Below are 19,023 nucleotides of genomic sequence, written 5' to 3'. Positions count from 1 at the left end.
ACAGGAAAAAGGGGAGGCTTGCGCCTCCCCTTTATCGTTTCGGGATTTGGCGGTCAGGCAATGTGGATCGTCTTGACCTCAAGGTAATTGTCCAGACCCTCTGGCCCGCCTTCACGGCCCATGCCCGATTGGCGATAGCCGCCGAAGGGGTGCTTGGGATCGACGATCAACCCGTTGATGGTCAGCCCGCCGGTGCGCATCCGCTTGGCAAAGGCATAGGCGCGCTCGACATCTTGGCTATAGACCGCGCCGTTCAGGCCAAAGACCGTGGCATTCGCCTTGGCTGCGGCATCGTTTTCATCGTCATAGCCGATGACCGAGACGACGGGGCCAAAGATCTCTTCTTGGGCCACCTTCATATCCGGCGTTACATCGGTCAGCACAGTCGGCTCAACGAAGAACCCACGATCAAGCCCGCGTGGCCGCCCACCGCCACAAGCGACCGTCGCCCCACCTGCGCGCCCGGCGGCGATATAGCCCTCGACCCGCTCGCGCTGACGCGCCATGGCAAGTGGGCCCATCTGTGTTGCCGGATCAGACGGATCGCCCAGTTTCAGCCCACGCACCCCCGACAAGAACATATCCAGAAACTCGGCCTTGCGGGCATTGGGCACCAAAAGCCGCGTGAGCGAGAAACAGACCTGACCCGTGATCGGCATGGAATAGGTCATCAGGCTGGGCATGGCGCGCGCGAAATCGGCATCGGGCAAAAGCACGGCGGCCGATTTGCCGCCCAATTCCAGCGACACCCGCGCCAGCCGGTCGGCACAGACGCGCATGATATGCTTGCCCACCTCGGTCGAGCCGGTAAAGGCCACCTTGTCGATACCGGGATGGCGGATCAAGTGATCGCCCCCTTCGCGTCCTGCGGGCACAAGGTTGAATACGCCCTTTGGCAGGCCAGCGGCCTCGATACATTCGGCCATGATATAGGCCTCGAGCGGGGTTTCGGGGCTGGGCTTGGCCACCATGGTGCAGCCCGCCGCCAAGCCCGCCGCGATCTTGTAGCTGAGCAAAACCATCGGCGCGTTCCACGGCGAGATGGCGGCGCAAACCCCCACAGGCTCGCGCAGGATGCGCACGGCCCCGCCATCGTCGCGCGTGCGGTCATCGCGGAAGGGGTAGGTTTCGATCAATTCGCCGTAATAGCGAAACAGCGTCGCGTTCTGCCCCACCAGCTTCTTAGTTAGGCTGATTGGCGCGCCCACCTGCTTGGTCCAAGCCCACGCGATGTCGTCCAGCCGCCCCTCGATCAGGCTGGCGATCCGCTTGAGATAGGCGCCCCGCTCGGCGGGCGCCATGCGCGGCCACGGGCCATGATCGAAGGCGGCGCGCGCTGCGGCCACCGCGCGGTCGATATCGGCGGTGCCTGCTTCGGGGTAAGAGAGTAGTTTTTCCTCGGTCATGGGCGAGATCACATCGATCATCCGCCCCGAAGTGGGCGCAACCCATGCACCATCGACAAAGATCATTTCCGGCGCCTTCAGCCCGGCCCCGTCGCGCATCATCATTGTCATGATCCACACCTCCCATGTGTGGCGTTCACGCTAAACGATTCACCCGCGTGTTCAAGGATATGCGGCCGCCTAAGCCATTCTTTTCCGGTCAATGAAGCGGCTTTTAACGGCTTTGATCACGATCAGCCCAGCCAAGGCGGCCATAAGAAAAAATTTCGCGCACCTGCGAATATTTTCGTCATCATCGCGAAGAATTTTTTGTTATGCGTTTATCATCAGCCATTGTCACTTTGCCGTTGCGAGAACGAAGATGGTGACAAGGCGTAGGCTTACGGGTCAGTATGATAAAACCAGAGTCGGCGTGATCAAGCGCTGCGCTCAGACACACACGGCGGATGCGGGCAGGAACCGGCGCCCCCATCGCCCGCGCAATATGAAAGCCGCATGAAACAACATGTGGCATGGACCAAAGGGAGTCGACTGATGAACAATTTCGACATGACGGGCAAAACATTTGCCCCAAGCCGTCGTGGCGTGCTGAAAGGTGCCGCTGCCATCGGCGCGGCAGGCTTGATCCTGCCCCATACCACCACAAGCGCGGCCGCTCAGACACGCGGCGGCACCTTCCGCATCGGGATCGGCCATGGCTCGACCACCGACAGCCTTGATCCGGGCCTGTGGGAACATCTGTATGTGCAGACCTTCGGCTCTGCGCGCCACAACTACCTGATCGAGGTTGGTGCCGATGGGCAGCTGGTCCCCGAGATTGCGGAAAGCTGGTCGAGCAGCGATGGCCAGACATGGGTTTTCCCCATCCGTCAGGGCGTCAGCTTCCACTCCGGCAAGCCCGTGACAGCGGCCGATGTGGTCGCCTCGATCAACCATCACCGCGGCGATGATTCGACCTCGGTCGTCAAACCGCTCTTGGCGGCGATCACCGATGTGCGCGCCGATGGCAACAACGTGGTGGTCACGCTGGAAGCGCCCAATGGCGACCTTCCCTATCTGATGACCGATTACCATGTCCCGGTCCTTCCTTCGGCCGATGGCAAGGTGGATGCCAACACCACCGATGGCTGCGGCGGCTATATCGTCGAAAGCTACGAGCATGGCGTGCAGGCCACGCTGAACCGCAACCCCAACTACTGGAAATCGGACCGCGCATGGTTTGACCGCATCGAACTGGTCTCGATCCTTGACCCGGCGGCGCGTCTGAACGCGCTGATCACCGGCGAGGTCGACCTGATCGACCAGGTCGATCCCGCCACCATCGGCATGCTCGAAAGCCGTGGTGTGGCGCGCATCCTGTCGATCCCCGGCAATGCGCATTACGGCTTTCCGATGGACAGCCGCCAAGCGCCCTATAGCGACAACAATGTCCGCCTTGCGCTGAAATACGCGCTCGACCGTCAGGCGATGGTCGATGTGATCTTGGGCGGTCATGGTGCGGTGGCCAACGACAACCCGATCGGCCCGGCGAACCGCTATTTCCATGCGGAAATGGAAGCCAAGACCTATGATCCCGACAAGGCGCGCTACTACCTGCAGCAGGCCGGGCTTTCGAGCCTTGATGTCACCATCTCGGTGGCTGATGCGGCCTTCTCGGGTGCGGTCGATGCGGGCGCGATGTTCTCGGAAACAGCGCGTGCAGCGGGCATCAACATGTCCGTGGATCGTGTGCCAAACGATGGCTACTGGTCGAATGTCTGGCTGAACCCCAATGGCAATACGCCGTTCTGTGCCACCTATTGGGGCGGTCGCGCGGTCGAGGATCACATGTTCACCACGGCCTATGCCGCGGGTGCGGATTGGAACGAAAGCTTCTGGAGCAATGATCGCTTCAACGAGTTGCTCGTCACCGCCCGCTCTGAGGTGAATGAGGATCTGCGCCGCGAGATGTATCACGAGATGCAGCAGCTTGTGTCCTTTGAGGGCTCGACCATCATCCCGATGTACAACAACTACGTGATGGCCGTGGCCAACAAGATCGCCACGCCCGAGCAGATCTCGGCCAATTGGAACTTCGACGGCTTCCGCTGCGTCGAGCGTTGGTCGATGGCCTGATCCCGCTTCGGCCCCTGGCGCTGCTTGCGCCGGGGGCCTCATCGCATCCGTTCAACCGGGGAGGACGGGTCACTGTCTAGTGTCATTCGGATGATCGCCTTGCGCATCGCGCTGGGGGTCGGACTACTTTTCATCGTCTCTTTGGTCATTTTCGGTGCCACCGAATTATTGCCCGGCGATTTGGCCAACGAGCTTTTGGGCCAGTCGGCCACGCCTGAAACGCTGGCGGCACTGCGCGAACAACTGGGGCTGAATGACCCTGCGCCTGTGCGCTATTGGAACTGGCTGACCGGCGCGCTGACGGGTGATTTTGGCGTGTCGCTGGCCAATGGCCGCCCGATTTCCGAGCTGATCGGCGCGCGGCTTGGAAATACCGTTTTCCTTGCGCTTTACGCAGCTGCCCTGTCGGTGCCGATCTCGCTGATCCTTGGCATTTTGGCGGCCCTTTGGCGCAATTCGATCTTTGACCGCATGGCCAATGCCGGTGCGCTGACCGCGATTTCATTCCCTGAATTCTTTGTCGCCTATATTCTTGTGTTGTGGCTGGCACAGACCGGGCTTTTCCCCTCGATGGTGCGGATCAACCCGACCACCACCTTTGGCGACAGGGTCTACATGACCTTTCTGCCGGCGCTGACGCTGATGCTGGTCGTCACGGCACATATGATGCGCATGACGCGCGCCGCGATCATCAACCTGATGGCCAGCCCCTATATCGAGATGGCGCGGCTAAAGGGCATGTCGCCCTTGCGCATCGTGCTGCGCCATGCGCTGCCCAATGCGCTGGCGCCGATCATCAACGTCATCGCGCTGAACCTTGCCTATCTCATCACCGGCGTCGTGGTGGTTGAGGTGGTCTTTGTCTATCCCGGCCTTGGGCAGTTGATGGTCGATGCCGTGTCGAACCGCGACATCGCGGTTGTCCAAGCCGTGGCGCTGATTTTTGCTGCGGCCTATGTGGCGCTGAACCTGTTGGCGGATGTGCTTTCGACCATCACCAACCCCCGCCTAATGCATCGGAGGTAGCGCCATGGGATTCGCCGCCTCTGTCATCTTTGGGCTTGCCGCACTTTTTGCGATCGCTTGGGCGCTGCGTACGGGCGCGCGGGCCACATTCTCGGGTCAGGCGCGCAGCCTTGCCCATGATATTCCGCTGACCGCCAGTTTCGGCCTTTTGGTCATCGCGATCTATACCTTTGTTGCGATTGCCGCCCCTATCCTTGCCCCCTTCCCCGAGCGCGAGATCGTAGGTGGGCAGTTTCAGGCATGGTCCGCCGCGCATCCGCTGGGCACCGACCGGATCGGGCGCGATATGCTGTCGCGGCTCATTTATGGGGCGCGCAACACCGTGGGCATCGCCTTTGCCACCACGGCGCTGGCCTTTGTGGTGGGGGCCATCCTTGGGCTTTGGGCGGCTCTTGTGGGGGGCTGGCTTGACCAAGCGCTGTCGCGTTTCGTCGATGCGTTGATGGCGATCCCCGCGCTGATCTTTTCGCTTTTGCTGCTCACGATCTTTGGCACCTCGGTTCTGACGCTGATCTTGGTCATCGCCGCCGTTGACGCCACGCGCGTCTTTCGCCTTGCGCGCGCCGTGGCCCAAGGGATCGTGGTGATGGACTATATCGAAGCCGCGAAGCTGCGCGGCGAAGGCTCATGGTTCTTGATCCGGCGCGAGATCTTGCCAAACGCCATGGCGCCCTTGGTGGCCGAGTTCGGGCTCAGGTTTTGCTTTGTCTTCTTGGCAATCTCCTCGCTCTCATTCCTTGGGCTGGGCATCCAGCCGCCAACGGCGGATTGGGGCAGCATGGTCAAGGACAATGCGACGCTCATCACCTTTGGCGATGTCACGCCGCTCCTTCCCGCGGGATGCATCGCGCTGCTCACCGTGGCGGTAAACTTCGTCGTCGATTGGCAACTACACCGCGCCTCGGGCCTGAAGGAGCAATGAGCATGGGCCGCGAAGTATTGCTGAAGATCGAAGGCCTGCGGATCGAGGGGCGCGCCGGCGAGGGTTGGACCGAGATCGTCAAGGGCATCGACCTGACGCTGCACAAGGGCGAGGTGCTGGGGCTGATCGGCGAATCCGGCGCGGGCAAATCCACGGTAGGGCTGGCCGCCATGGGCTTTGCGCGCGACGGTTGCCGCATCACCGGCGGCAGCATCCTGTTCGATGGCATCGACCTGCGCCAAGCCCCCGAGGCCGAGCGGCGCGCCCTGCGCGGCAAGCGCATCGCCTATGTGGCGCAATCGGCGGCGGCCAGTTTCAACCCGGCCCATAAACTCATCGACCAGTACTGCGAAACACCTGTGATCCATGGTGTGATGTCGCGCGAGCAGGCCGAGAAAGACGCCACAGACCTTTATCGCCGGATGCAGTTGCCCGACCCAGAGGGGATCGGCTTTCGCTACCCCCATCAGGTCTCGGGCGGGCAATTGCAGCGCGCGATGACCGCGATGGCGATGGCCTGCCGCCCCGATCTGATCATTTTCGACGAGCCGACAACCGCACTCGATGTGACCACTCAGATCGAGGTTTTGGCCGCGATCCGCGATATCGTGCGCCAGTCGGGCACCGCCGCGATCTATATCACCCATGATCTGGCCGTGGTGGCCCAAGCCGCCGACCGCATCAAGGTGCTGTTGCGCGGGGATGAGGTCGAAGAGGCCGAGACGCGCCAGATGCTTGACGCCCCGCGCGAGGATTACACGAAATCGCTTTGGGCCGTGCGCAGTTTCGCGCGCGCCGAACAGCCCCCCGCGACGGATGCCCCGATCTTGTCGGTGCAAAATGTCAGCGCCGCCTATGGCAAAGTGCCGGTGTTGGACGATGTGAGTTTCGACATCCATGCCGGGCGTACGATTGCCGTGGTGGGCGAAAGCGGGTCGGGCAAATCGACCGCCGCGCGCGTGATTACCGGGCTTTTGCCGCCCAGCAGCGGGACGGTCATGTTTGATGGCAAACCCCTGCCCCCGGCCCTTAAGGGGCGGACGCGCGATCAGCTGCGGCAGGTGCAGATGATCTACCAGATGGCCGATACCGCGCTGAACCCCAAGCTGAAGTTGCGCGAATTGATCGGGCGGCCGGCGCAGATGTATCTGGGCCTACAAGGCAAGGCACTCGAGACGCGAATCCGCGATCTGCTAGACCTGATCGAATTGGACCCCGACACCTATATCGACCGCCTGCCCGGCGAATTGTCAGGTGGCCAGAAGCAGCGCATCGGCATCGCCCGCGCGCTGGCCGCCGAGCCAAAGATCATCATCTGCGACGAGGTGACATCAGCGCTCGACCAGATCGTGCAAGAGGGCATCTTGAAGCTTTTGAACAGGCTGCAAGATGAATTTGGCCTCGCCTACATGTTCATCACGCATGATCTGGCCACCGTGCGCGCGATTGCCGATGATGTGGTCGTGATGCAAAGGGGCCGCGTGATCGAACAAGGCCCCAAGGCCCAGATGTTCACACCCCCGCATGAGCCCTATACCGAGTTGTTGCTGTCATCCGTGCCGGAAATGGACCCAGACTGGCTGACGCGGCTGTTGGCCAACAGCCGCGCCGCCATGGGGACTTAGGCACGCGGCTGGTTCAACACCAACCGATCCGGCTTGGGGTGATCGGCGTGATCGCTCACGAATGCCGCTGCGCGCTCGGCCACCACACCCGTGGGCGCCATAACACGGCGTGTGGACAGATCGACATGAAGAAGCAGCGTCTCGACCGTGGCCGCAGGTGTATCGCCACCCGCCCAAATCTTGTTGAGAAGATGCAGCTTGCGCCCATCGCCGCCCAAGGCTTGCGTCGTCACCATGATCTGCGCCCCGATGTCGATTTCCGCGAAATAGCGCACATGGTTCTCGGCTGTGAAATAGCTCAAGCCCCCGGCGATATAGGCGGCATCGGCCCCGATCATCTCCATGAACCGGTCCGAGGCGCGGGCCGAGACCTCGAGATAGGGGGCCTCGTTCATATGGCCGTTATAATCGACGAATGTCGTCGGCACCTGCATCTCGACCGTCACGGGCAGACCGTCTGGCCCCGTCGCGCGGCGCGGCAGCATCGCCTCATGCGCGGTGATCACGCCGCCCGCCCCGCTGCCCGTGCGCTTGAGCGCGCGCATGATGCCCACAAGATTGTCATCGCGCAGACGTTCCAACTCGCGGATCGAGCGATGGCCCGATTGCGCATCAGATTGCCCCGCGATCAGATCGACCAACTCATCGGTGAAATCCGGCACATCCATGAGCTTCGTCCAAGGCCATGTCAGGCAAGGGCCGAATTGCGCGAGGAAATGGCGCATCCCCGCCTCGCCGCCCGCAATGCGGTAGGTTTCGAACAGGCCCATCTGCGCCCAGCGGAGGCCAAAGCCCATGCGGATCGCCTGATCGATTTCTTCGGTTGTCGCAATCCCATCTTTGACCAGCCAGAGCGCCTCGCGCCAGACGGCCTCGAGGAAACGATCGGCGATATGGGCGTCGATCTCCTTTCGGACCAGCAACGGATACATCCCGATCTCGCGCAGGATCTGGGCGGCTTTCTCGCAAGCAGCCGCATCGCCCACCAATTCGATCAGCGGCAAAAGATAGACGGGGTTGAACGGGTGCGCGACGACCGCGCGCGCGCCTTTCTCGTTCAATTCCGATGGTTTGAAGCCCGATGTTGAACTGCCTAAAACCGCTGTTTCGGGCGCGGCCGCCATGATCTGCGCCAAGACCTTGTGCTTGATATCGAGCCGCTCCGGCACGCTTTCCTGCACCCAGGTCGCGCCTACCACAGCCGCCGCCAGCTCGGTATGGTAGCTGAGCTTGCCCTCGGGCGGCAGCGCGCGCTCGTAAAGGCCGGGCAAGGATCGGCGCGCATTGGCCAGCACCGCGTCGATCTTGCGCTCCGCTTCTGGGTCGGGATCAAAAACCGCCACATCCCAGCCATTGAGCAAGAAGCGCGCGGCCCAGCCGCCGCCGATCACGCCACCCCCGATGATTGCCGCCTTCCGTCCCATCATGTCGTCCTTTCGTTATGTCCATCAACGGCCATGGCCTGACCGCTGATCGATGCCGCGCCGGGTGACGCCAGAAAAAGCGCCATCGCCGCAACCTCTTCGGCGGTCACGAAGCGGCGTAGCGCGACGCCCTCGGCAAAGCCCGCGCGCACTTCCGCCTCGGTGATGCCGCGCGCCTCGGCCTCCATCGCGACGACACGGTCCATGCGCGGCCCCTCGACCGCACCGGGACAGATCGCATTGACCCGCACCCCCGCTGGCCCCAGTTCCGAGGCGAGCGCCTTGGTCAGCCCGACGATCCCCCATTTTGCCGCCACATAAGGCGTGCGCCACGGAAAGCCGAATAGCCCCGAGACAGAGCTGGTCAGCAAGATCAGCCCTGATCCTTGCGCCCGCATCACGCGCGCCGCCCAGCGACAGGTCAGGAAAGCACCATCGAGATTGACCGAAAGGCAGCGCTGCCAATCGGCGAAATCCAACTCCTCGATTGGCCCCGCCGGCCCGCCGATGCCCGCGTTGGAGATGACGATATCCGCCCCACCCCAATCGGCCTCGACCCCGGCAAGAAAGGCCGCCATCGCGCTTTCATCCGTCACATCGGCCTGAACGCCCCTTATGCCTGCAGGCAAAGCCGCCACCGCCGCCCCATCGACATCGCAAACCACGACCTTGTCGCCCGCATCGGCAAAGGCGCGTGCCATGGCAAGGCCAAGCCCGCTTGCCCCCGCCGTGATGACGACCCGTCGGCTCATCGTGGGGCCCGTTTCACAAGGCCCAATTTCGTGCGCACTTCGGCGGGTGTCATGATCCGCGCGCCCATCCCCTCAACCACACCGACGGCGCGCTCAACCAGCTGCGCATTGGTGGCAAGCACGCCTTTGTCGAGCCAGAGATTATCCTCCAGCCCCACCCGCACATGACCGCCCGCCAGAACGGCAGCCGCCGCATAGGCCATCTGGTTGCGCCCGAGCGAAAAGGCGGAAAAGGTCCAATCCTGCGGGACGTTGTTGACCATCGCCATGAAGGTGTTCAGATCATCAGGCGCCCCCCACGGCACGCCCATGCACAGCTGCACCAAGGCGGGGCTATCAAGCACGCCTTCCTTGACCAGTTCCTTGGCGAACCACAGATGGCCGGTGTCAAACGCCTCGATCTCGGGCTTCACGCCCAGATCGGTCATCATCCGCCCCATGGCGCGCAGCATGCCGGGCGTGTTGGTCATGACATAATCGGCCTCGGCGAAATTCATCGTGCCGCAATCAAGCGTACAGATCTCGGGCAGACATGCGGCCACATGGGCGACGCGTTCCTCGGCCCCGGCCATGTCGGTGCCTTTGGGATTGAGGGGCAATGGCGCATCGGTCGGGCCAAAAACGATATCGCCGCCCATGCCAGCGGTCAGGTTCAAGATCACATCCACCTCGGCATCCCGGATGCGGTCAGTCACTTCGCGGTAAAGATCGACCCGACGGGAGGGCGTGCCAGTGTCGGGATCGCGCACATGGCAATGCACGATGGCTGCGCCCGCGCGGGCAGCGGCGATGGCGCTTTCGGCAATCTCTTTCGGGCTGCGCGGCACATGAGGGCTTCGGTCTTGGGTGGCCCCCGATCCGGTGACGGCGCAGGTGATGAAGACCTCGCGGCTGATGGTCAATGGCATATCGTTTCCTTCCTTTCCCGATTTTTCGTACGAAAAATCGAACTTGCGGATTTTCGTACGAAAATCCGTCAGCGCCCTGTCCAGACAGGGTCGCGTTTCTCGGCAAAGGCGCGCGCACCCTCTTTTTGATCCTCCGAGCGGTAAAGCCGTTCGACGGTTTCGAACTGGCTTTTCGTCACGCGGTTCATCGCGTCCTGAAAGCGCATCCCTTCGGCCTCGCGCACGATCTCCTTGATCGCGGCAAAGACGAGCGGCGGGCCTGCGGCCAGATCATCGGCCAAGGCGCGGGCTGTTGCCATCAAATCGGCTGCGGGCACCACACGGTTTACCAGCCCCCAGCGCGCAGCCTCCTCGGCATCCATCCAACGCCCGGTAAGGAGCAACTCCATCGCAATGTGATAGGGCATGCGCTTGGGCAGCTTGATCGAGGCCGCATCGGCCACCGTGCCCGAGCGGATCTCCGGTAACGCAAAACTGGCATGTTCCGCCGCCAGGATCATGTCGCAAGAGAGCGCCAATTCCAGCCCGCCGCCGCAGCAAATCCCGTTGATGGCGGCAATCACCGGCTTGTTCAGCCCGCGCAATTCCTGCAGCCCGCCAAAGCCGCCCTTGCCGTAATCGCTGTCAGGCGCTTCGCCGGTTGCGGCAGCTTTCAGATCCCAGCCGGGGCAAAAGAGTTTCTCGCCCGCCCCTGTCAGGATCGCGACGCGCAGATCGGGGTCATCGCGGAACTCGGTAAAAACATCGCCCATGATACGGCTGGTGGCGGCATCAATCGCGTTGGCCTTGGGTCGATCGAGCGTGACCTCCAGCACCGCGCCCCGGCGCGTGATCTTGATGGGTGTGTCGGTCATGGTCTTTCTCCCAATCTGATCAAGGCATCGACCGCAATTGCGCGGTCTGGCGTGGCGATGAGCGGGTTGATCTCCAGCTCGATCAATGCGCCCGCATGGGCGATGGCGCAATCCTGCACAGCCATGATGGCCGCGACCAGAGCGCCCAGATCGGCAGGCGGCTTGCCGCGATAGCCCCGCAACAGCGGCGCGATGCGAAGGCGATCAAGGGCGTCGGCGATATCCTGTGCGCTTGCGGGCAAGAGCAGCGATTGGGTGTCGGCCATGATCTCAGTCAGCACGCCCCCCGCCCCCAAGGTCAGCACGAATCCATGCGCCGGGTCGCGGATGACACCCACAAGAATCTCGGCCACAGCGCCGCTCATCATTTCTTCTATAAGAAAAGCTTGCCCGCCCATGCGGGTCGCGGCATCGGCCACCGCCTCGGCGCTGGTAAGGTTCAGCGCGACGGCACCGGCTTCGGTTTTATGAGCATGCCCCAGCCCTTTCAACACGACGGGAAAGCCAAGGCTTACCGCTACCTCGGCGGCTGCTTGCGGGGTTTTGGCCAGAACACCTTTTGGGACAGGCACGCCATGGGCGGCAAGCAGGGTCTTGCCCTCGGCCTCGGTCAAAAGGCGCGGCGTTTGCGGTTCTGATCCGGGGAGCGTCAGGGGCACCGGGTTGGGTTGATGCGCGCCGATGCGGGCGCAAGCGGCAATTGCGGCCAAACCCTCGGCCATTCCGGCTAAGGGGACAATCCCGCGCGCGATCATGTCGGCGGCGACGGGTTCGGGCATCGTCTCGGGCAGGCTGGCCAAGATCGCCATGGGCCGCCCCGTTGCCGCGCGCGTCGCCGCGACCGCGTTGACGACCAGATCCCATGCCGCACCATCGCAGCGGTCAGGGCGCGGGAAATCCAGCACCACCACCCCCATGGCCAGATGAGGGGCCATCATCGCGCTGAAGGCGCGCGTGATCGCGGCCTCATCGCCCCAGATATAAGTATGATAATCCAAGGGGTTGGCAAGCGCCACCTTGGGGCCAAGCGCCGCGCGCAGATCGTCATACTGGCGCGGGGTCAGGGCTGGATAGATCAGCCCTGCGCGTGCGCCCAGATCGGCCATCAGCCCCGCCTCGCCCCCGGAACACGACAGGGAGGCGATATCGGGCCCATCCAGCTTCCCCACGACATGCAGGATTTTTAACGTTTCAAGCAGTTCCGCCAAGCCACTCATCCGCGCAATGCCAAGCCGGGCAAACAGTGCGTCCGCCCCCGCATCGCTCCCCGCAAGCGAGCCTGTGTGGGAAACGGCGGCAACGCGCGCCTGATCGGAGGCACCGGCCTTGACCGCTACGATGGGCTTGCCCAAATCGCGCGCGCGCGCAACCATCGCGGCAAAGCCCGCCAGATCGCCGATCCCCTCGATATGCAGCCCAAGGGCGGTGACGCGCGGATCATCAAGCAGCGCGCTGGCAATCTCGGCCATGCCCGTCTGGGCCTGATTGCCCGCCGTCACCACATAGGCGATGGGTAGGCTACGGGTCTGCATCGTCAGGTTGATCGCGATGTTGGAGGATTGGGTGATCAGCGCCACGCCGCGTTCCACGCGCAGCGCACCGTGCTGATCAGGCCAGAGCGCCGCGCCATCGAGCAGGTTCAAAAACCCGTAGCAGTTCGGCCCCAAAATGCGCATCGGCCCCGCCGCTTGAACCAATGCGGCCTCAAGCGCGGCCCCATCGCCGGTCTCCGCCGCCGCCTCGCGAAAGCCAGAGGCGAAACAGACAGCGCCGCCTGCGCCCCGTGCAGCCAACGCGCGCAGCGTGTCGATGCTGGCCTCACGGTTCACCCCGATGAAACTGGCATCAGGTGCTTCGGGCAGATCGGCGATGGTGGGATAGGCGCGCAGCCCCGCGATCTCGGTCTTGGTTGGATGCACCGGCCAGACAGGCCCGGCAAAGCCGATCTTGCGACATTCCGCGATGACATTGGCGCACCAAGCCCCGCCGCCGATGACAGCGATGGAGGATGGCCGCAACAGGCGCGAGAGCGGCTCCATTTCAGGCACCTTTGGGGCGGAAGATCTCGCGCCCAATGATGTGGCGTTGGATCTCGCTTGTGCCGTCCCAGATGCGTTCGACCCGCGCATCGCGCCAGAAGCGTTCGATAGGCAGATCATCCATCAACCCCATGCCGCCATGGATTTGCAGCGTCGTATCGGTCACGCGCGCCAGCATCTCGGTGGCGTAAAGCTTAGCGCTGGCAATCTCGCGGTTGGCGGGCAGGCCTTGATCCAGCCGCCATGCCGCCGAAAGCGTCATCAGATCGGCGGCATCAATCTCGGTGATCATGTCAGCGATCTGGAAACTCACGCCTTGGAACTTGGCGATCTGTTGGCCGAACTGCCAACGCTGGGCCGCGTAATCGACGGCATGATCAAAGCACCGGCGCGCACGGCCAACAGAGAACGCCGCAACCGTCAGCCGCGTGGCGTAAAGCCAAGTGTTCATCACATCAAACCCGCCATCGACCGCGCCCAGCACTTGGGCAGCGGGCAAGCGGCAATCGTCAAACTCAAGGATGCAGTTCTTATAGCCCCGGTGGCTGACGGAATTATAGCCATCGCGCACGGTGAAACCGGGATGGCCGCGATCGACCAAAAAACAGGTGATGCGCTTTTTCGGCCCATGGGGCGTGTCATCGACGCCGGTTGCGACAAAGACGATGAAGAAATCCGCATGATCGGCACCCGAGATGAAATGCTTGGTGCCGTTGACGACCCAGTCGCCACCTTGGCGGACAGCCGCGCATTTCATGCCCCGCACATCCGAGCCTGCATCCGGTTCGGTCATGGCGAGCGCATCCATCCGCTCACCGCGCACGGCAGGCAACAGGTAGCGCTCGCGCTGTTCGCCTTCGCAGGCCATGAGGATGTTCTGCGGCCGTCCAAAGAAATGCGTGAGCGCCATGGAACCGCGCCCAAGCTCGCGCTCGACAAGGGTGAAATCCAGATGGTTAAGCCCCCCGCCCCCGATCTCAGTCGGAAAGTTACAGGCCCAAAAGCCCATCTCAACGACCTTGGCGCGCAGGTCGGCGGCGAGTTCCGGGGGCACGATACCGGATTTCTCGACCGCGGCCTCATGCGGGTAGATCTCGGTCTCGACAAAGCTGCGCACCGTGTCGACGATCATCTGCTGTTCTGCGCTTAGGCCGAAATCCATGGCGCCCCCCCTTCGGTATCCGATGAAAAACGCTAGAAAGGCGCGGCTTTCTCTATCATGCTGAGTTTGTCAAAAATCATGCAGGGTTCGAAATTTTCCGATGATACGCCAGATCGCGATCTTGCTCTTTCCGAACTTTTCCAACCTCTGCCTTGCCAATGCCGTCGAGCCTTTGCGCGCAGCCAATACGCTGTCGCGCAAGACATTGTATCAATGGCATTTTCTGGGGCTGGATACGGGGCCGGTGTTGTCGTCCAGCGGCCTGCCCGTGACACCGGCGATGACGTTATCTGACCTGACGCACACCGATTACCTTTGCGTCATGCCCAGCTATGGGCATCGCGACTTCACCCGCGCGGCCCATTTGCGCCGCCTGCGCGCGGCGGCGGGGCGGTCAGGCGCACTTGTGGGCCTTGATACAGGCAGCCTCGTTTTGGCCGCCGCCGGGCTGATGGATGGCTATCGCGCCACCTCGCATTGGGATGTGCTGACCGAATTCGAGGAAAGCTATCCCGAGGTGACGGTGGTGCGCGACCGTTTCGTCATCGACCGTGACCGGCTGAGTTGTGGGGGGGCCACCACCACGATGGAGCTGATGTTGGAGGTGATCGCCCAGCATCACGGGCCGATGCTCAGCCTCGATGTCGGCGCGCTGTTTATGCATGGCGAGCGTCCCGGCACGGGGCCGCATTTGCCCGGCGTGGCGGGTGACCGGGTGGTGCGCGCTGCCGCCGCCCTGATGCGGCGTCATCTGGAACAGCCCTTGCCCATCCCCGAGATCGCACGGCGTTTGGGCCTGAGCCAGCGTGGGCTTGAGCAACGCTGTCATGCGGCCGCCGGGCGCGCGCCGCAAAGCCTTTATACGCTCATCCGCATGTCCGAGGCCCGGCGGCTTGTACAAGATACCGCGCTGTCGGTGGCCGAGATTGCGGGGCGCGTGGGCTATGCCGATGCATCGGCCATGACGCGCAGCTTTCGCAGCGCCTTTGGCCTCAGCCCCCGCGCGATGCGCGCCCCCGCCCCTATGCCGCGCTGATCATATAGGCTGATTTTGCCAGCCAGTCGGGGCTGACCTCCACCCCCCAGCCGGGCGCATCGGTCACGGTGACATGGCCGTTTTCAACCCGGTAGGGATCGCTCACGAACAAGTCACGTTGCCATGGGTAATAGTCGTCGCCCTCGATCGAGAGTTCCAGATAGCGACCCGGGTTCGGCACGGCGCGCAGCAGATGCATGGTGAAGATCGTCACCATCGACAGGTTCGCCGCATGGGGCGTACACGGCAGGCCAGCGGCATGGCCCATCTGCGCCACCTGCATCGCGCGGATCATGCCGCCGACATACAGCACATCGGGCTGCACGATATCGACCGATTTCAGCGCGATCATGCGCCGCCAATTCTGTAAATCCCAATCCTGCTCGCCGCCCGCCACATCCATGCGGAGTGCAGCGCTCACTTCGGCGGTTTGCTCCAGCTCCCAATAGGGGCAAGGTTCCTCGAAATGCTCGTAGCCGTGATCTTGTAGAAGATGGCCCACCTCAATGGCGCGCTTTGGCGAGAAACCGGAATTGCCATCGACCAAAAGCGCCGCATCATCGCCCAAAGCGCGCCGGATGGCGGGGATGATCGCCTCGGTGCGGCCCGGCCATTCATCGCGGTCTTGGCCACATTCCGCGCCCACCCGCACCTTGAAGGCGTCGAACCCATGTGCGTCGCGCAAGCCGATCAGCCGCGCGGTCTCAACCTCGGAGGTGATGTCGCGCCGCATGGAAGAGGCATAGGCGCGGACCCTGCCCGCCGAGCCACCCAAAAGCGCCGCGACCGGCTTGCCCGCCACCTTGCCCCGTAAATCCCAAACGGCGGTATCCAGACCCGCCATCGCGCGGCATAGGTAGGTGCCGGGGTATTTATGTTCGCGCAGCGGGATCTCGGCGATCACATCCTCGAGCGCGTCTACACCGCGCCCCAGCGCCCAAGGGGCGACTTGGCGATGCAGGATCTGCGCCGTGATGTCGCTGTTATAGGTCGAGACCTGCCCCCAGCCCTGCGCGCCATCGGCGGTCGTGACCCGCACGAAACCGATCAGCGGCGTGGCGAAGGTCTCGATCCGGGTGATACGCGGGCCGGTATCCTCTAGCCCGCGGGGGGAGGACAGCGGGACCGCGCCCGATGCGGAATAGGGAATGCTCATGCGCTCTCCAAGATCAGATCGGCCGCGCGGTTGGCCACCATCATCGTCGGCGCATTGGTATTGGCCGAGGTGACATTGGGAAAGACCGAGGCGTCGATGACGCGCAGCCCCGATACACCATGCACCCGGCATGACGGATCGACGACCGAGTTGCCCGCATCTTGCCCCATGCGACAGGTGCCGGTCGGGTGATAGACCGTCGCCGCGCGCGCGCGGAAATCGGCCAAGATCGTATCATCATCCATCTCGCGCAGATCGGTCGGGTCCATGCTAGAGGCGATCAACCCGCTCAGCGCCTTGCTGCGCACCAGATCTTGGCACAGCCGCCCGCCTGCGATCACCGCGGCGCGATCTTCTTCTGTGGCCAGCGAATTTGGCATGATCAGCGGTGCGGCCATGGGATCGGCGCCTGCGATCGCGATCTTGCCCCGGCTGGTGGGGCGGCACGGCTGGTGGCAGATGATGAAGCCCGGGAAAGGGTCGGGGTTGATCACTGTCCGCCGCCCCTCGACCACCCGCGTGGTATAGGTGACGGGGTTGAAATACAGCTGCTGATCGGGCCGGTTCAGCCCGGGGTCAGAGCGGAAATACCCGCCGCATTGATTGACCGACAAGGCAAGCGGCCCTTTGCGCGTCAGCGCGTAGCGGATCGCGGCGCGGATCTTGCCCCAAAGCGGTGCAAGATCGTTGTTCAGCGTCGGCTCGGTCGCACGGAAGAAATAGCTGACCGCCAGATGATCTTGCAGGTTCTCGCCCACCTGCGGCAGATTAAACAGCGGCGTGATCCCTGCCTGTTGCAACAGCGATGCTGCCCCCAATCCCGAGCGCTGCAAGATCTGTGGGGAGGCGATGGAACCCGCCGACAGAATAATCTCGCGGCCCGCACGCACTGTTACCGCGCGCCCGCGCCTGTGGTAAGTGACCGAGACAGCGCGCGCGCCCTCAAAGCCGATGCGCGCGACATGGGCATGGGTCACGATCCTGAGGTTTGCCCGCCCCCGCGCCCGTGCAAGATAGGCCCGCGCCGAGCTGTCGCGCCGCCCACGATGGGTATTGATGCGGTAGGTCGCGGCCCCCTCGGCCGATGGGCTGTTGAAATCATCGCAAACGGGATGGCCCGCTTCTTCGGCGGCGGCAAAGAAGTGGCGGTTCACCGGGTGGATCTGGTCCGAGATGTCTTGCACATGCACCGGCCCCGACCCGACCTCGCGGCCATCGGTGCCGACATGGGTTTCCATCGCTTGATAGGTTTTTTCGACATTCTCCCAGCCCCAGCCGGTAGCGCCTGCCCCCTCCCAATCGTCGAAATCATGCGGAAGGCCACGGGCATAGACCATCGCGTTGATCGAGCCCGACCCGCCCAAGACCTTGCCGCGCGGCCAATAGCCCTTGCGCCCATCCAGTGCGGCATCTGCCTCGGTCTGCAACTGCCAGTTCATGCGGGGATGGTAAAACAGCTTGCCATAGCCCAGCGGCAGCCCGATCCAAGGCGACCAATTGCTGCCGCCCGCCTCGAGCAAAAGCACGGAATAGCGCCCAGAGGCCGAAAGGCGTTCGGCCAGCACACAGCCCGCCGAGCCGCCGCCGACGATCACGTAATCATGACTTTGCATGGTTTGTTTTTCTCCGACCCACCCGCTGCACAATGCGCTGACCGCGCGCCGCCACACAGCGAAAAATATTTCGCGACAACGTCGAAAAAATTCGTAGATTGCGGCCATGTTTACGCATCTCCCCCCCCTGCCATGGTTGCGCGCCTTCGAGGCCAGCGCGCGGCTGGGCAATTTCACCCGCGCGGCCGAGGAACTGGGCCTGACGCCATCGGCGGTCAGCTATCAGGTGCGCGCGCTTGAGGCAGAGCTGGGCCGCAAATTATTCGCCCGCCAGCGCCGGATGCTGGTGCTGACGCTTCCGGGGCAAAACTACCTGCCTGTGGTGACCAAGGCATTCTCGGTGATCGAGACGGGCACAGCGGGGATTTTCGGCAAGCACAACCCCGCGACCCTGACGCTGCGCGGCTTAAGCTCGTTCAATGTGCTGTGGCTCATGCCGCGCATCGGGGCGTTCAGGCAGGCCCACCCCGAGATCAACCTGCGGATCTTGTCAGCCTCTTGGTCGGAATCCGGCGGGCGCGACCCGATTGATATCGATATCCGCTACGGCGATGGCACTTGGCCCGATGGTGCGGTCGTCAGCCTGTGCAAGGGCGATGTCGTGCCTGTATGCGCCCCGCAACTCGCCGGACCTATCGCCACCGTGCTGCAAGGGCCGCTGATCGAGGTCACCGGCGCGATCGACACTTGGGCGCAGTTCCAGCAAGAACATGCTCCCGCGGCCACCCTGCCCGACCCGGTCTATGTGGTCGATCAATCGCTGGTCGCGCTGGAATTGGCCAAAAGCGGGCAAGGTTTTGCCTTGATCGCTGACACGCTTGCCGCCCCCTATCTTGCGCGCGGTGATCTGGTCCCGGCCTGCGCGGCCATCCTGCCCGAGCGACTGGGCCATTACATCGTGCTGCCCCATACCGGCAATCATCACCGCCCCGAGATCGTGGCCTGCGTCAACTGGTTAGTCGCGCAAGCGCGCCTGCGCTGAGCG

Annotated in this window: 15 protein-coding genes; 6 read left to right on the top strand and 9 right to left on the bottom strand. The window is 63.2% G+C overall.

All coding sequences use genetic code 11. The annotated features are described in order from the left end of the window. Positions 1–53 precede the first annotated feature (53 nt). A complete protein-coding gene (locus KG698_RS00425; RefSeq protein ID WP_213683607.1) occupies positions 54–1,517 on the bottom strand; it encodes an aldehyde dehydrogenase in 1,464 nt (487 codons plus the stop codon). Between the two features lie 423 nt (positions 1,518–1,940). On the opposite strand from KG698_RS00425, the gene KG698_RS00420 reads away from it, so the two are divergent. The 4 genes from KG698_RS00420 (at position 1,941) to KG698_RS00405 (ending at position 7,094) form a co-directional block, all read left to right on the top strand. Further along, positions 1,941–3,521 (top strand): ABC transporter substrate-binding protein, encoded by a 1,581-nt coding sequence (locus KG698_RS00420; RefSeq protein ID WP_300982735.1) that lies wholly within the window; start codon positions 1,941–1,943, stop codon positions 3,519–3,521. Positions 3,522–3,593: 72 nt separating this feature from the next. Further along, the gene (locus KG698_RS00415; protein WP_213684244.1) at positions 3,594–4,547 is read left to right on the top strand and encodes an ABC transporter permease; all 954 of its coding nucleotides are present in this window, start codon (positions 3,594–3,596) and stop codon (positions 4,545–4,547) included. A 4-nt stretch (positions 4,548–4,551) separates the two neighbouring features. Beyond that, positions 4,552–5,469 (top strand): ABC transporter permease, encoded by a 918-nt coding sequence (locus KG698_RS00410; RefSeq protein WP_213683606.1) that lies wholly within the window; start codon positions 4,552–4,554, stop codon positions 5,467–5,469. Beyond that, positions 5,466–7,094, top strand: a complete 1,629-nt coding sequence (locus KG698_RS00405) for an ABC transporter ATP-binding protein (protein WP_213683605.1) — start codon at positions 5,466–5,468, stop codon at positions 7,092–7,094. The genes KG698_RS00410 and KG698_RS00405 overlap by 4 nt, the downstream gene beginning before the upstream one ends. Here KG698_RS00405 and KG698_RS00400 read toward each other — a convergent pair. The 6 genes from KG698_RS00400 to KG698_RS00375 form a co-directional block, all read right to left on the bottom strand. Next, a complete protein-coding gene (locus tag KG698_RS00400; protein WP_213683604.1) occupies positions 7,091–8,518 on the bottom strand; it encodes a carnitine 3-dehydrogenase in 1,428 nt (475 codons plus the stop codon). The two genes, KG698_RS00405 and KG698_RS00400, sit on opposite strands and share 4 nt — an antisense overlap. Then, positions 8,518–9,270 (bottom strand): SDR family oxidoreductase, encoded by a 753-nt coding sequence (locus KG698_RS00395; protein WP_213683603.1) that lies wholly within the window; start codon positions 9,268–9,270, stop codon positions 8,518–8,520. Before KG698_RS00395 ends, KG698_RS00400 begins: the two co-directional genes overlap by 1 nt. Continuing rightward, positions 9,267–10,178 carry a 3-keto-5-aminohexanoate cleavage protein gene (locus KG698_RS00390; protein ID WP_213683602.1) on the bottom strand — a complete coding sequence of 304 codons (912 nt, stop codon included), beginning with the start codon at positions 10,176–10,178 and terminating at the stop codon, positions 9,267–9,269. Before KG698_RS00390 ends, KG698_RS00395 begins: the two co-directional genes overlap by 4 nt. Before the next feature lie 68 nt (positions 10,179–10,246). Then, positions 10,247–11,032, bottom strand: a complete 786-nt coding sequence (locus tag KG698_RS00385) for a carnitinyl-CoA dehydratase (protein WP_213683601.1) — start codon at positions 11,030–11,032, stop codon at positions 10,247–10,249. Then, positions 11,029–13,071 carry an acetate--CoA ligase family protein gene (locus tag KG698_RS00380; protein WP_213683600.1) on the bottom strand — a complete coding sequence of 681 codons (2,043 nt, stop codon included), beginning with the start codon at positions 13,069–13,071 and terminating at the stop codon, positions 11,029–11,031. The genes KG698_RS00385 and KG698_RS00380 overlap by 4 nt, the downstream gene beginning before the upstream one ends. Before the next feature lies 1 nt (position 13,072). Next, the gene (locus KG698_RS00375) at positions 13,073–14,233 is read right to left on the bottom strand and encodes an acyl-CoA dehydrogenase family protein (protein WP_213683599.1); all 1,161 of its coding nucleotides are present in this window, start codon (positions 14,231–14,233) and stop codon (positions 13,073–13,075) included. Positions 14,234–14,333: 100 nt separating this feature from the next. Here KG698_RS00375 and KG698_RS00370 point away from each other — a divergent pair, with 100 nt between their 5' ends. Then, entirely contained in the window at positions 14,334–15,269 is a 936-nt protein-coding gene (locus tag KG698_RS00370; protein WP_213683598.1) for a GlxA family transcriptional regulator, read from the top strand. On the opposite strand, the gene KG698_RS00365 is transcribed toward KG698_RS00370, so the two are convergent. Together KG698_RS00365 and KG698_RS00360 are read right to left on the bottom strand one after the other, a co-directional pair. Next, positions 15,256–16,425, bottom strand: coding sequence for a mandelate racemase/muconate lactonizing enzyme family protein (locus KG698_RS00365; protein ID WP_213683597.1), 1,170 nt, complete (start codon positions 16,423–16,425; stop codon positions 15,256–15,258). The two genes, KG698_RS00370 and KG698_RS00365, sit on opposite strands and share 14 nt — an antisense overlap. After that, on the bottom strand, positions 16,422–18,038 hold the full coding sequence (locus tag KG698_RS00360) for a GMC family oxidoreductase (RefSeq protein WP_213683596.1): 1,617 nt from the start codon (positions 18,036–18,038) through the stop codon (positions 16,422–16,424). Before KG698_RS00360 ends, KG698_RS00365 begins: the two co-directional genes overlap by 4 nt. A gap of 106 nt (positions 18,039–18,144) precedes the next feature. On the opposite strand from KG698_RS00360, the gene KG698_RS00355 reads away from it, so the two are divergent. Continuing rightward, entirely contained in the window at positions 18,145–19,020 is an 876-nt protein-coding gene (locus KG698_RS00355; protein ID WP_213683595.1) for a LysR substrate-binding domain-containing protein, read from the top strand. The last annotated feature ends 3 nt before the right edge of the window (positions 19,021–19,023 follow it).

This window comes from Roseicyclus sp. (assembly GCF_018402035.1).
GTDB lineage: Bacteria > Pseudomonadota > Alphaproteobacteria > Rhodobacterales > Rhodobacteraceae > Roseicyclus.
Note: the sequence above shows the minus strand (reverse complement) of the source record. Positions and strands in the feature narration are given on the sequence as shown.

Bases quoted from the DNA above. Each gene is read 5' to 3' on its own strand.
- KG698_RS00355 (WP_213683595.1), top strand. From the start codon at position 18,145: ATGTTTACGCATCTCCCCCCCCTGCCATGGTTGCGCGCCTTCGAGGCC.
- KG698_RS00420 (WP_300982735.1), top strand. From the start codon at position 1,941: ATGAACAATTTCGACATGACGGGCAAAACATTTGCCCCAAGCCGTCGT.
- KG698_RS00400 (WP_213683604.1), bottom strand. From the start codon at position 8,518: ATGGGACGGAAGGCGGCAATCATCGGGGGTGGCGTGATCGGCGGCGGC.
- KG698_RS00410 (WP_213683606.1), top strand. From the start codon at position 4,552: ATGGGATTCGCCGCCTCTGTCATCTTTGGGCTTGCCGCACTTTTTGCG.
- KG698_RS00390 (WP_213683602.1), bottom strand. From the start codon at position 10,178: ATGCCATTGACCATCAGCCGCGAGGTCTTCATCACCTGCGCCGTCACC.
- KG698_RS00375 (WP_213683599.1), bottom strand. From the start codon at position 14,233: ATGGATTTCGGCCTAAGCGCAGAACAGCAGATGATCGTCGACACGGTG.
- KG698_RS00370 (WP_213683598.1), top strand. From the start codon at position 14,334: ATGATACGCCAGATCGCGATCTTGCTCTTTCCGAACTTTTCCAACCTC.
- KG698_RS00405 (WP_213683605.1), top strand. From the start codon at position 5,466: ATGAGCATGGGCCGCGAAGTATTGCTGAAGATCGAAGGCCTGCGGATC.
- KG698_RS00360 (WP_213683596.1), bottom strand. From the start codon at position 18,038: ATGCAAAGTCATGATTACGTGATCGTCGGCGGCGGCTCGGCGGGCTGT.
- KG698_RS00385 (WP_213683601.1), bottom strand. From the start codon at position 11,032: ATGACCGACACACCCATCAAGATCACGCGCCGGGGCGCGGTGCTGGAG.
- KG698_RS00395 (WP_213683603.1), bottom strand. From the start codon at position 9,270: ATGAGCCGACGGGTCGTCATCACGGCGGGGGCAAGCGGGCTTGGCCTT.
- KG698_RS00365 (WP_213683597.1), bottom strand. From the start codon at position 16,425: ATGAGCATTCCCTATTCCGCATCGGGCGCGGTCCCGCTGTCCTCCCCC.
- KG698_RS00380 (WP_213683600.1), bottom strand. From the start codon at position 13,071: ATGGAGCCGCTCTCGCGCCTGTTGCGGCCATCCTCCATCGCTGTCATC.
- KG698_RS00425 (WP_213683607.1), bottom strand. From the start codon at position 1,517: ATGACAATGATGATGCGCGACGGGGCCGGGCTGAAGGCGCCGGAAATG.